10 protein-coding genes, 3 tRNA genes and 1 riboswitch are annotated in these 12,984 nt (G+C 60.1%); of the genes, 1 reads left to right on the top strand and 12 read right to left on the bottom strand.

The features are described 5' to 3' along the window. Positions 1 to 501: 501 nt before the first annotated feature. The 7 genes from PMA3_RS05695 to ltaE all read right to left on the bottom strand — a co-directional run bounded on the left by PMA3_RS05695 (position 502) and on the right by ltaE (position 6,470). A tRNA-Arg gene (locus PMA3_RS05695) sits at positions 502 to 578 on the bottom strand. 71 nt (positions 579 to 649) lie between these two features. Continuing rightward, positions 650 to 726, bottom strand: a tRNA-Arg gene (locus tag PMA3_RS05690). Positions 727 to 833: 107 nt separating this feature from the next. Next, positions 834 to 924, bottom strand: a tRNA-Ser gene (locus PMA3_RS05685). A 62-nt stretch (positions 925 to 986) separates the two neighbouring features. Then, positions 987 to 1,175, bottom strand: coding sequence for a carbon storage regulator CsrA (csrA, locus tag PMA3_RS05680; RefSeq protein ID WP_002554426.1), 189 nt, complete (start codon positions 1,173 to 1,175; stop codon positions 987 to 989). A gap of 186 nt (positions 1,176 to 1,361) precedes the next feature. Next, a complete protein-coding gene (locus tag PMA3_RS05675) occupies positions 1,362 to 2,603 on the bottom strand; it encodes an aspartate kinase (protein WP_064676255.1) in 1,242 nt (413 codons plus the stop codon). Positions 2,604 to 2,694: 91 nt separating this feature from the next. Continuing rightward, positions 2,695 to 5,319, bottom strand: a complete 2,625-nt coding sequence (alaS, locus tag PMA3_RS05670; protein WP_064676254.1) for an alanine--tRNA ligase — start codon at positions 5,317 to 5,319, stop codon at positions 2,695 to 2,697. Positions 5,320 to 5,465: 146 nt separating this feature from the next. Next, positions 5,466 to 6,470 (bottom strand): low-specificity L-threonine aldolase, encoded by a 1,005-nt coding sequence (gene ltaE, locus PMA3_RS05665; RefSeq protein WP_064676253.1) that lies wholly within the window; start codon positions 6,468 to 6,470, stop codon positions 5,466 to 5,468. Positions 6,471 to 6,669: 199 nt separating this feature from the next. Further along, positions 6,670 to 6,841, top strand: a riboswitch (FMN riboswitch). Between the two features lie 102 nt (positions 6,842 to 6,943). Between ltaE and PMA3_RS05660 the strand changes: the two genes are divergently transcribed. Beyond that, positions 6,944 to 7,456, top strand: a complete 513-nt coding sequence (locus tag PMA3_RS05660; protein WP_064676252.1) for a 6,7-dimethyl-8-ribityllumazine synthase — start codon at positions 6,944 to 6,946, stop codon at positions 7,454 to 7,456. Positions 7,457 to 7,599: 143 nt separating this feature from the next. Here the strand turns inward: PMA3_RS05660 and astE are convergent, their stop codons facing one another. The 5 genes from astE to astA form a co-directional block, all read right to left on the bottom strand. Further along, positions 7,600 to 8,610 (bottom strand): succinylglutamate desuccinylase, encoded by a 1,011-nt coding sequence (gene astE / locus PMA3_RS05655; RefSeq protein ID WP_064676251.1) that lies wholly within the window; start codon positions 8,608 to 8,610, stop codon positions 7,600 to 7,602. 11 nt (positions 8,611 to 8,621) lie between these two features. After that, positions 8,622 to 8,909 (bottom strand): hypothetical protein, encoded by a 288-nt coding sequence (locus PMA3_RS05650; RefSeq protein ID WP_033056735.1) that lies wholly within the window; start codon positions 8,907 to 8,909, stop codon positions 8,622 to 8,624. Between the two features lie 48 nt (positions 8,910 to 8,957). Continuing rightward, positions 8,958 to 10,304, bottom strand: a complete 1,347-nt coding sequence (gene astB / locus PMA3_RS05645) for an N-succinylarginine dihydrolase (RefSeq protein ID WP_064676250.1) — start codon at positions 10,302 to 10,304, stop codon at positions 8,958 to 8,960. A 180-nt stretch (positions 10,305 to 10,484) separates the two neighbouring features. After that, complete coding sequence (gene astD / locus PMA3_RS05640; protein WP_167355129.1) at positions 10,485 to 11,954, bottom strand: succinylglutamate-semialdehyde dehydrogenase; 1,470 nt, start codon at positions 11,952 to 11,954, stop codon at positions 10,485 to 10,487. Continuing rightward, entirely contained in the window at positions 11,951 to 12,976 is a 1,026-nt protein-coding gene (gene astA / locus PMA3_RS05635) for an arginine N-succinyltransferase (protein ID WP_064676248.1), read from the bottom strand. The genes astD and astA overlap by 4 nt, the downstream gene beginning before the upstream one ends. Between the last annotated feature and the right edge of the window lie 8 nt (positions 12,977 to 12,984).

The raw sequence follows: 12,984 nt of genomic DNA, 5'->3' as shown, positions 1-12,984 counted from the left end.
CGCCGGAAGGATCAATCAGTCAATTCATGATTGGAAAAACGGTTTACTGAGTAACTACTGGGTAAGTCCATGGAGGTATTCCACAAGCCCCGGCGGGGCTGACGGGCGCAATGATACACCGCCCGACCGTTTTAAACGTTAAAAAATCGCGGCTGGAAACAAGCGGTTGCGAGATAAACCTGAGCCCTGTCCTGATCCATGAAAATGCGACGACTTATCCTGGAAAGAAAACACACTACCGTCAAAAATGCAGTGATCGCCTTGAGCAGCCCTCACGGAAGACCATCTCCCAACGCATCGTCACCGCATGAGACAACAGGACATCAAAAGCGTCCCCGGCAAACCGGAGAAGATCGGCAATGAATTCGAACACGCGCAGCCATCACAACCCCAGGGCGAGGTCGTAGCGCAAAGGCCAGATTAGAGGAGATAGGATGCAACAGGAAAAAGCCAGATCCCAGACAGCAAAAAGCCCGCGTTAGACGCAGGCTTTTTGGTGTTTGGTGCACTCGACAGGATTCGAACCTGTGACCGCTCGGTTCGTAGCCGAGTACTCTATCCAGCTGAGCTACGAGTGCATTTGTGTTTTTATACCAGATCACAACTGGTTGGAGCCAAGTCATTCGCATTGCTGCAAACAACTCTTAAATGGTGCACTCGACAGGATTCGAACCTGTGACCGCTCGGTTCGTAGCCGAGTACTCTATCCAGCTGAGCTACGAGTGCATTTGTTGCCGCGCATTATAGGCCGTCTAATCTCTATGTCAAGCACTTTTTCTAGTAATTTCAACAACTTACCGAAGAAGCCAGATTACAACGTACTACGCAAATAATGGCGGAGAACGGGGGATTCGAACCCCCGACACCCTTTTGAGGTGTACTCCCTTAGCAGGGGAGCGCCTTCGGCCACTCGGCCAGCTCTCCGCAACACGGGGCGTATCTTAACCAACCTTTTCCCCGTTTGCAAACATAAAAAACGATAAAAATTAATGGCTTGGTTCTTCGTCCTTCTCTTTCTTTATACGCAGGTAAATTTCCTCACGGTGGACCGCAACCTCTTTCGGGGCGTTGACACCGATACGCACTTGATTTCCTTTGACGCCGAGCACAGTCACGGTGATTTCTCCATCACCGATAATCAGGCTTTCTGCGCACCGACGAGTCAGAATCAGCATACCTTTCTCCTCACGCAATTCATTTCAGGGACAACAATCTGCAAAAAAAAGGCACCCGACCTACAACCGGAGCGATCGTAGCCCTACATGCCTGAGTATTGACCAGCGCGAGCAAAAGAACAGCTCGGAGTCGCGCCATTCGAAAAAACAAAGGGCGCGGTCAGACCGCGCCCCTTGGCAAACGCATCACTCGCCCTGGCGGGCCGGCGCGTCCAGTTCGAAAGCCGTGTGCAGCGCGCGCACAGCCAGTTCCAGGTACTTCTCTTCGATCACCACGGAGACTTTGATTTCCGAGGTCGAGATCATCTGGATGTTGATTGTTTCCTTGGCCAGTGCTTCGAACATGCGGCTGGCGACGCCTGCGTGGGAGCGCATGCCAACGCCGACGATCGACACCTTGGCGATCTTGGTGTCGCCAATGACTTCACGGGCACCCAGCTCGCCAGCGGTTTTTTCCAGCACGGTCTGCGCCGCCTGGTAGTCGTTGCGGTGCACGGTGAAGGTGAAGTCGGTGGTGTTATCGTGCGCAACGTTCTGCACGATCATGTCGACTTCGATGTTCGCGGCGCTGATAGGGCCGAGAATCTTGAAAGCAACGCCCGGGATGTCTGGCACGCCACGGATGGTCAGCTTGGCTTCATCGCGGTTGAAAGCGATACCGGAAATGATCGGCTGTTCCATGGTTTCCTCTTCATCAATAGTAATGAGGGTGCCCGGACCCTCCTTGAAGCTGTGCAGTACGCGCAGCGGAACGTTGTACTTGCCGGCGAACTCGACCGCACGGATTTGCAACACCTTGGACCCGAGGCTGGCCATTTCCAGCATCTCTTCGAAGGTGATCTTGTCCAGGCGCTGAGCCACGGACACCACGCGCGGGTCGGTGGTATAGACACCGTCGACATCGGTGTAGATCTGGCATTCGTCAGCCTTCAGGGCTGCCGCCAGCGCCACACCGGTGGTGTCGGAACCGCCACGACCGAGGGTGGTGATGTTGCCGTGTTCGTCGACGCCCTGGAAACCGGCGACAACGACTACACGGCCCGCTTTCAGGTCACCGCGAATCTTCTGGTCATCGATCTGCAGGATTCGCGCTTTATTGTGCGCGCTGTCCGTCAGGATCCGCACCTGGTTACCGGTGTAGGACACCGCTGGCACGCCACGCTTGATCAGCGCCATGGCCAACAAGGCAATCGTCACCTGCTCACCGGTGGAGACGATCACATCCAGCTCTCGGGGAACCGGTTGGCCATCGCCACTGATTTTTTTGGCCAGATCGATCAGACGGTTGGTTTCGCCGCTCATTGCTGACAGCACAACCACCAGGTCATCGCCGGCTTCGCGGAACTTCTTAACCTTGTCGGCGACCTGTTCGATTCTCTCGACAGTGCCGACCGAGGTGCCTCCAAATTTCTGTACGATCAAAGCCATTTCAAAGCCGCCTCTGCCCATGAAGGGCGCCCAAATAATCACTCAAACAGCCTGCCGGCCCGCCACTAGACTGCGGGCCGGACACACGGCCTTATAAACCCTGCTCTACAAAGGGAACAGTCAGGGCCAATGCCGCATCCAGTGCGCCAGCGTCAGTACCACCGCCTTGCGCCATGTCTGGACGACCACCGCCCTTCCCGCCCACTGCCGCAGCGGCTTGCTTCATCAAATCACCGGCTTTGAGTTGGCCAGTCAGGTCCTTGGTCACGCCTGCAACCAGCACGACCTTTTCCTCATGGACACTGCCGAGCAGGATCACTGCGCGGCCGAGTTTGTTTTTCAGTTGATCGACCAGCGCCAACAGCGCCTTGCCATCCTGACCGTCCAGACGCACGGCCAGCACTTTCACGCCTTTGACATCCAGCGCAGAAGCCGACAGATCGTCGCCCGCCGCGCTGGCCGCCTTGGCCTGCAACTGCTCGAGTTGCTTCTCCAGCAGGCGGTTGCGCTCCAGCACAGCCGACAGCTTGTCGATCAGGTTGTCGCGGCTACCCTTGACCAGGTTGGCCGCTTCCTTGAGTTGTTCTTCCGCCGCGTTCAAGTAGCCCAGCGCTGCTGCGCCAGTCACTGCCTCGATACGGCGCACGCCGGAGGCCACGCCACCTTCGCTGATGATTTTCAGCAGGCCGATGTCGCCGGTACGGTTGACGTGGATCCCACCGCACAGCTCGACGGAGAAATCGCCGCCCATGCTCAGCACGCGCACGCTGTCGCCGTACTTCTCGCCGAACAGCGCCATGGCGCCTTTCTGCTTGGCGGTTTCGATGTCGGTTTCTTCGGTTTCAACCGCGGTGTTCTTGCGGATCTCGGCGTTGACGATGTCTTCCAGCGCCTTCAACTGCTCGGGCTTGATGGCTTCGAAGTGGCTGAAGTCAAAACGCAGGCGCTGACTGTCGACCAACGAGCCTTTCTGTTGCACGTGCTCGCCCAGCACCTGGCGCAACGCGGCGTGCAGCAAGTGCGTCGCCGAGTGGTTCAGCGAGGTGGCGTGACGCACGTCGGCATCGACATGCGTCTCGACCGGCGCGCCGACGATCAGGCTGCCCGATGCCAGCACGCCATGATGCAGGAACGCGCCGCCGGTCTTGGTGGTGTCGCGCACGTCAAAGCGTGAAGCACCGGCCTGCAGGTAGCCGCAGTCACCGATCTGACCACCCGCCTCGGCGTAGAACGGCGTCTGGTTGAGGACGATCACGCCCTCTTCGCCTTCACTCAAGACGTCGACCGACTGGCCATTTTTATACAGGCCAACGATTTTCGCCGAGCCGGTGGTGGCTTTGTAGCCCGTGAACTCGGTGGCCACGTCAACCTTGACCAGGCTGTTGTAGTCCATGCCGAAGGAGCTGGCGGAACGGGCACGGACGCGCTGGGCTTCCATTTCGCGCTCGAAGCCTTCTTCGTCGATGGTCAGGCTGCGCTCGCGAGCGATGTCGCCGGTCAGGTCCATCGGGAAGCCATAGGTGTCGTAGAGCTTGAACACTACATCGCCCGGCACCACGTCGCCTTTGAGTTCGGCCAGGTCCTGCTCGAGGATTTTCAGGCCCTGCTCCAGGGTCTTGGCGAACTGCTCTTCTTCAGCTTTCAGTACGCGCTCGATGTGCGCCTGCTGGGTTTTCAGCTCAGGGAAGGCTTCGCCCATCTCGGCGACCAGCGCCGCAACGATCTGGTAAAAGAAGCTGCCCTTGGCGCCCAGCTTGTTGCCGTGACGGCAGGCGCGACGGATGATACGGCGCAGCACATAGCCGCGGCCTTCATTGGACGGCAGCACGCCATCGGCAATCAGGAAACCGCAGGAACGGATATGGTCGGCCACCACTTTCAGGGAAGCCTGATTGTCGTTGGTGCAGCCGACGGCCTTGGCCGCTGCGCTCAGCAGGCTCTGGAACAGGTCGATTTCATAGTTCGAGTGAACGTGCTGCAGCACGGCACTGATCCGCTCCAGACCCATGCCGGTGTCCACCGACGGGGCTGGCAGCGGGTGCAACACGCCATCGGCGGTGCGGTTGAACTGCATGAACACGTTGTTCCAGATCTCGATGTAACGGTCGCCGTCTTCTTCCGGCGAGCCTGGCGGGCCACCCCAGATGTCGGCGCCGTGATCGTAGAAAATCTCGGTGCAAGGACCGCACGGGCCGGTATCGCCCATGGTCCAGAAATTGTCAGACGCATACGGCGCGCCTTTGTTGTCGCCGATGCGAACCATGCGTTCGGCTGGAACGCCGATGTCCTTGGTCCAGATGTCGTAGGCCTCGTCATCGCTGGCGTAGACAGTGACCCAGAGCTTTTCTTTCGGCAGGTTCAGCCACTTCTCGGACGTCAGGAAATTCCAGGCGTAGCTGATCGCGTCGCGCTTGAAATAATCGCCGAAGCTGAAGTTACCCAGCATTTCGAAGAAGGTGTGGTGACGTGCGGTATAACCGACGTTTTCCAGGTCGTTGTGCTTGCCGCCGGCGCGCACGCATTTCTGGCTGCTTACCGCGCGGGTGTACGCGCGCTTTTCCTGGCCCAGGAAGCAGTCCTTGAACTGGTTCATCCCCGCGTTAGTGAACAGCAGGGTTGGGTCGTTGCCCGGAATCAAAGAGCTGGAGGCTACACGGGTGTGGCCTTGCTCTTCGAAGAAGCGAAGGAAGGCTTCACGGATTTCTGCGCTTTTCATTAGGTTCTTCCACGGAGGCTGCGGCCAAAGGCCTGTGCAAAACGTCAACAGACGAAGCAACGGCAAAGGGCCGCATTATATCGGCCCTGCGCGCGGGGTACAGCGTGTTTATACGATAGAAACGGTCAATTGGACGGCTAACGCTGTCAGTTGCGCGAAAATTCGACGAATGCCGCGACGACCTGCCCGATCTGGACGCGACTGACGTCCATGTGCGTGACCATCCTCAGGCGGCCTGCCGCACTGAGCTTGATCCCGCGTTCGGCGGCGAAGGCTTTGATCGCCTCGGCCTTGTCGCCCATCTGCACGTACACCATGTTGGTGTGTACCGGTTCCACGTCATAACCGGCCTTTCGCAGGCCGTCAGCCAGAATCTGGGCATTGGCGTGATCGTCGGCCAGACGCTGAACGTTGTGATCCAGCGCATACAGCCCCGCTGCCGCCAGGATCCCGGCCTGACGCATGCCGCCACCCACCATCTTGCGCAGGCGTCGCGCCTTGTCGATCAACTCCACCGTACCACAGAGTACAGAGCCGACCGGAGCGCCCAGGCCTTTGGACAAACAGACCGACACGGAATCGAAATGCCGGGTGATTTCCCTCGCGTCCACGCCCAGCTTGACCGCTGCGTTGTACAACCGCGCGCCGTCCAGGTGCAGGGCCAGGCCTTGTTCCTGGGTAAAGGTTCGAGCCCGGGCCAGATACTCCAGCGGCAACACTTTGCCTTGCATGGTGTTTTCCAGCGCCAGCAAGCGAGTGCGGGCGAAATGGAAGTCGTCCGGTTTGATCGCGGCGGCTACCTGGGACAGGTCCAGCGAACCGTCGGCCCGCACTTCCAGAGGTTGCGGCTGGATCGACCCCAGCACCGCCGCACCGCCACCTTCGTATTTATAGGTGTGCGCTTGCTGGCCGACAATGTATTCGTCACCGCGCTCGCAGTGCGCCATCAAGCCCAGCAGGTTGCTCATGGTGCCCGTCGGCACGAACAGCGCGGCAGCGAAACCCAGCCGTTTTGCCAGCTCGGTTTCCAGACGATTGACCGTCGGATCTTCGCCGTAAACGTCGTCACCGGTGGCCGCGGTGGCCATTGCGTGGAGCATTCCGGCGGTCGGTTGGGTGACAGTGTCGCTGCGAAGATCGATAACGCTCATGAATCTGGCCTCGGTAATAAACAGGGGAAAATCCCTTTCAATCCGGAATTACTGCGGTCATACGGATTAATAATCAACCCTTGGACGGGAAAAGGCTGCCTGAACCAACAAAAAAGTCGATCGCAATCATCAAATGGCAGCGATGCACAGCTGAGAAATATGTGTTAAAAACGCTGCGTCGCCAAATAATCTGGCGGCACAACGTTCTCAGGGCGGGGTGCAACTCCCCACCGGCGGTAATTGCACGCAACGTGCATAGCCCGCGAGCGCTTGGCGACAGTCACGGCTTCGGCGGTGATTGGCAACAAGGTCAGCAGACCCGGTGTGATCCCGGGGCCGACGGTCATAGTCCGGATGAAGAGAGAACGGGATTGGCGCCAAAGGGCCGCCCGCCAGCATTCGTGCGAGCGTACGTACCCTTAAATCCCATTCGATTCATAAGCCCTGTTTTTTACACAAACAGGAATCAGAACATGCAACCCACCGCAATCGATAGCAAAAGCAAAAACCATCACGGCGAACGCGTTGCGTTCATCCAGGCCTGCTGGCACAAGGATATCGTCGATCAGAGCCGTAAAGGCTTCGTCGCCGAAATGATTGCGCAGGGTTATCAGGAATCGGAGATCGATTTCTTCGAAGTCGGCGGTGCGTTTGAAATGCCGCTGCACGCCAAGTTACTCGCCAAGACCGGACGTTATGCCGGCATCGTTGCCGCAGCCCTGGTGGTGGATGGCGGGATCTACCGTCACGAGTTCGTCGCCCAGTCGGTGGTCAGCGGCCTGATGCAGGTTCAGCTGGAAACCGAAGTGCCCGTGTTCTCGGTGTCTTTGACCCCGCACCACTTCCATGCCGGTGAAGAACTGCACCATAAGTTCTTCTTCGAGCATTTCGTGCATAAAGGGCAGGAAGCGGCGAAGACGTGCGCGGATACATTGCACAAGATGCGGGCGTTGCGTCGTAGTGAGCCCCGCGCGATGGCGGTCTAAACACCGCGCCCCTCTGTAGGAGCGAGCTTGCTCGCGATAGGCTTCGGTACGCCGCGGGGTTTCAGGATCCCCGCGTTACCGTTGACGACCATCGCGAGCAAGCTCGCTCCTACAGGGGTCTTATGTTCAACCTAAGATTGTAGTCAGGCCAGGTTTTCGTCGGTGGTCGGCACGATCAGGATGCCGGCACGCAGGCCGTTCTTCACCTTGGGGTTCGGGAAGATGATCCGGGCGCCCTCTTCCTCGATGATCCAGCGCGTCTGGGCAATGTCTTCGGCCAGCAGATAACCCACTTCCAACTCCGAAAAATTCTCGATATCCGCTGGCAGGTTCAGGCGGAAGCTATCGCTGTGCTTGATGATCTCCCGCGCCACGCTGAATAACTGCAGGCCATCCAGCGCTGCTTCGCTCGCCGGCGGTTCTTTGCCTTCGATGATCTGCTTGAGGCGGGTTTCCAGCAGGTCGACGTTGACCCCGTCGTTCTGCCCGAACGGCCGCGCCTTGCCCAATTCAAGGGTAAAGGCTTCGGCACCGAGCTTGTCGTAGGTATAGGAACTGAAGACGATGGACGGCTTGTTCTGCAGCAGCACCGCTTCCATGCCGGCGGCGCGCAGGCGAGCCAGTTCCTGGCGAGAATGCTGACGACCTTCTTTCCAGGGATACAACGCGAACTGCTCGATTTTCGAGCCACGAATCGCTGTGTGCAGGTCATAGTGCAGGCGGTTGCGATCCGGCAGGCTGAAGAAACTGGCCGCCAGCCGCTCCAGTTCACACGCCCGCAGGGCTTCGGAGCCGCTGCTTTGTTCATGACGGCCGTTGAACAGCCGATTGACGTCCTGCTCGACGAAACGCTCGCCTTTGCGAATCGCTTCGGGATTGCCGAACAGGAACAGAATACGTGCGCGCGGTTTGACGTCACCGCGGGCGATGTCATGCAACAGGCGATCGAGCAGCTCGATCGGCGCTGTCTCGTTGCCATGGATGCCGGCTGACAGCAGCAGGTCCAGGCCATTGTCGCGGGCTTCGGGTGGCCGGACTTCCAGCGCACCCTCGCTCAACCAGCGCATGCGCACGCCTTCGACAGTCAGTTGAGTCTTCTCCGCCGGTTCGCGGCCGGCGAGGGTCAGTTCAAGCAGTTTGCCGAGGGCGAGCATAAGCGGCTTCCTTAGTGGTCGTGTGCGCAATCCGGGCCGTGCACGTGGTCTTCGTCACCGACTTCGGCCGGTTCCATTTCCAGTTGCAGACTTACCAGATTAGTTGCCAATGGGCGCAGCAGCAGGTTGGCGTATTCAGCGTCACCTTCTTCGACGTCCACCCCGATCAGCAGTTGGCCGCGGCCATCCTGCTGGATCCACAGCTCTTTGCCTTGCCACATGACCGCGACGCGGGTGCAGGACGTTTCCAGTTGCGTGCCGTCGGTGTCTTCAAGGATCAGCTGCAGGGTATCGCTCATGTTTTTTTACGCTCTCTAGAGATGAGTCGGCGCATGCAGCGCCGGCTTTCAATTGATCTGGAATGGATAAACCGCGCCCAGTTTAAGGATTTGCGTCAGTTCATCCAGTGCCGTCCGGCATTCAAGCAGCAATTGCGGGTCCGCGAGATCGTTTTCGGTCATGCGGTCGCGGTAGTGCTTGTCGACCCATTCGGTCAACGTGCCATACAACGGTGCCGTCATGATAACCCCTTGGTTGACGGCTGCCAGTTCGGTTTCGTTGAGCGCGACGCGCAACCTCAGGCAAGCCGGGCCACCGCCGTTCTGCATGCTCTGCTTGAGATCGAAAACCTTGACTTCGCGGATCAGGCCACCGGAACCGGTCAAGCCTTGCAGGTACTGCCAGACCCGCTCGTTGCCACGGCACTCCTCCGGCACGATCAAGAGCATGGTGCCGTCAGGACGCGTCAGCAGTTGGCTATTGAACAAGTAGGAGCGAACCGCGTCTTCCACGCTGACCGCGGAACGCGGTACGCAGATCGACTGAAATTTCCCACCGACTTTGGCGAGTTTGCCCTGCAGTTCGGCCAGCATCTGCTCGGTGTCGAGGAACGCGTCCTCGTGATAGAACAGCACCTCGCCGTTACCCACCGCGATCACGTCGTTGTGGAACACGCCCTGATCGATGACGGACGGGTTCTGCTGGGCGTACACCACGCCTTCATCGCTCAAACCGTGCAGGCGGGCAACCGCCTGGGAGGCTTCGAGGGTCTGGCGCGCCGGGTACTTCTGCGGTGCCGGGTAACGGGTATCGAACGCGCTGCGGCCGAACACGAAGAATTCGACGCCGGCCTCGCCGTATTCACGGCAGAAACGGGTGTGGTTGGCGGCGCCTTCATCACCGAACTGCGCCACGGCCGGCAACGCGGCGTGGTGAGCGAAATGCTGCTGATTCGCGAACATCGCCCCCAGCACGCGGCTGGTGGTCGGGTGTTCGATGCTGCGGTGATATTTGCAGTTGAGGTTGGCGGCGGTGAAATGCACGCGACCGTCTGCCGTGTCGGCACTTGGGCTGACCGTGGCGGCGTTGGCCACCCACATGCTCGACGCCGAGCAACTGGCAACCAGCAGCGGCATGGCGTCCCTGGCGGCGTACTCGATCACTTGCGCGTCGGTGCCGCTGAAACCCAGGCGGCGCAAGGCGGCCACGTCAGGGCGTTCCTGGGGTGCCAGGACGCCTTGCTGAAAGCCCATTTCCATCAGCGCTTTCATTTTCGCCAGGCCTTGCAGCGCCGCTTCCTTCGGGTTCGAAGACTGCTGGCTGTTGCTCTGGGAGGCGACGTTGCCGTAGGACAGGCCGCCGTAGTTATGAGTCGGCCCCACTAGACCGTCAAAATTGACTTCATAGGATTTCATCAGCGAGGCTCCACGGGAATCTGTTGTTATAGGCATCGGGTAACAATTCAATATGACCGAGGCGCGGCCTTCGCGGGCAAGCCTCGCTCCTACAGGTTTGTGGTGTGCGCCGCTCACGTTGAACGACACAAAACCTGTAGGAGCGAGCGGGCGGCGATCCGACTTGCCCGCGAATGGGCGTTACGCCATTTTCACGCCGGGCGTCAGGGTCGCTGGCAAAGTCAGGCTCGGGGTTTCCAGCGAGGCCACCGGATACGCGCAGTAATCCGCGGCATAGTAGGCGCTGGCCCGGTGGTTGCCCGAGGCGCCGACGCCGCCGAATGGCGCGCTGCTCGCGGCACCGGTCAGCTGTTTGTTCCAGTTGACGATGCCCGCGCGGCTCTCCAGCCAGAACTGCTGATAACGCGCTTCGGAATCAGACAGCAAGCCGGCAGCCAGCCCGTAGTCGGTATCGTTGGCTTCAGCGATCGCCGCTTCAAAGTCAGCGTAGCGGATCACTTGCAGCAAGGGGCCGAACAGCTCTTCGTCAGGACGATCGGCCACTGCGGTGACGTCCAGGATACCCGGGGTCAGCAAAGCGGCCTGGGCCTGCGGCTGGGTCATTTCCAGCAGCGCCACGGCGCCATTGGCCAACAGATGTTCTTGCGCTTCCATCAGGGCTTTCGCCGCGCCAAGGGAAATCACCGAGCCCATGAACGGCGCCGGTTGCTGATCGAACGCACCGACCTCAATCGCCCCGCTGACCGCCACCAGACGCGCCAGCAACGTGTCGCCCCAGGCGCCTTGCGGCACCAGCAAGCGCCGGGCACAGGTGCAACGCTGGCCGGCAGAAATGAATGCCGACTGGATGATGGTATAAACAGCGGCATCCAGATCAGCCACCTCGTCGACCACCAGCGGATTGTTACCGCCCATCTCCAGCGCGAGGATCTTGTCCGGGCGGCCGGCAAACTGCTGGTGCAGGTGATTGCCGGTGCGGCTGGAACCGGTGAAGAACAGGCCATCGATGCCCGGGTTCGCCGCCAGGGCGATCCCGGTTTCGCGCGCGCCTTGCAGCAGGTTCAACACGCCCGCCGGCAGGCCGGCTTCGATCCAGCACTTGACCGTCAGCTCGGCGACCTTCGGCGTCAACTCGCTCGGCTTGAACAGCACACTGTTACCGGCCAGCAGTGCCGGCACGATGTGACCGTTGGGCAAGTGACCAGGGAAATTGTAAGGCCCGAACACCGCCACCACGCCGTGTGGCTTGTGACGCAGTACGGCGGTGGCGTCGCCCAGCGGGCCGCTCTTCTCGCCGGTACGTTCGCGGTAGCTCTGCACCGAGATCGCAATTTTGTTGACCATGCTGGTGACTTCGGTCGTTGCTTCCCACAGCGGCTTGCCGGTCTCTTCACCAATGGTGCGCGCCAGTTCGTCCGCGTGATTTTTCAACGCGGCGGCAAACGCCTCCAGCACGGCGATACGCTCGTCCAGGGTGCGCCGGGCCCAGCCCGGAAAGGCTTGACGCGCGGCTTGCACCGCCGATTCGACCTGCGCAGTGGTGGCGCCCGCGCCTTCCCACAGTACCTGTTGGGTCACCGGGTTCAGCGACTGGAAGGCTTCACCCTGACCGGCCAGCCATTCACCTGCGATGTATAGCGAATTCATTATTTCGACTCCCGGGCTGCGGACAACGGCACGGCGCGCACTTGATCGCCGGCGTTGAGTTGAAGACGTTTGGCGGTCAGTGGATCGACCACCAGGGTACCGGCGGCGAAGCGTGCGGGCGCCGCCGTCATTCGGCAGTCCTCGCGCTTGCGGTTGTGAATCAGGAAAGGCGTGGCGTCGTCACCCGGCGTACCGACGGCCAGGACCAGCGCCTGGCTGTCGCGGACCGCACGGATCTTGCCGGTTTCGCACTCCACCGCCGGGCCGGCGTCGAAGATATCGACGTAGCCTTGATAGCTGAAGCCTTCGCTCTTGAGCATCGACAGCGCCGGTTCGGTGTCCGGGTGAACCTGACCGATCACATTGCGCGCGTCTGGCGACAGAAAGCAGGTGTACAACGGGAATTTCGGCATCAGTTCGGCGATGAACGCCTTGTTGCCCACACCGGTCAGGTAATCGGCCTGGCTGAATTCCATCTTGAAGAAGTGCCGGCCCAGGCTTTCCCAGAATGGCGAACGCCCGGCTGCGTCGGACATGCCGCGCATTTCGGCGATGATCTTGTTGCCGAACAGCTGCGGGAATTCGGCGATGAACAGCAGCCGCGCCTTGGCCAGCATGCGACCGTTGAGGCCGCTGCGGTAATCGGCGTGCAGGAACAGCGAGCACAGCTCGGAGTTGCCGGTCAGGTCGTTGGCCAGGAACAGCGTCGGGATTTCCCGATAGATATTCAGTTCCTGGGAGGCACTGACGGTCAGGCCGACCCGGAAGTTGTACCAGGGCTCACGCAGGCCAACGGCGCCGGCGATGGCAGAAATGCCCACCACGCGGCCGTTGTCGTCTTCGAGCACGAACAGGTAGTCCGCATCGCCCCGCCCGGCTTCGCCGCGAAAGGTCTTCTCGGCCCAGCCGACCCGATGGGCCAAGCGCTCTTCGTTGGCCGGCAAGGTGGTCAAGCCGGTGCCGGTGCTGCGGGCCAGGTCGATCAGAGCGGGTAAATCGCTGCTGCGTACGGGACGAACGATCATGCTATCTC

The sequence above is a fragment of the Pseudomonas silesiensis genome, from assembly GCF_001661075.1.
GTDB classification, from domain to species: domain Bacteria; phylum Pseudomonadota; class Gammaproteobacteria; order Pseudomonadales; family Pseudomonadaceae; genus Aquipseudomonas; species Aquipseudomonas silesiensis.
The sequence above is the reverse complement of the archived record's forward strand: the minus strand, read 5'-3'. Positions and strand labels throughout refer to the sequence as shown.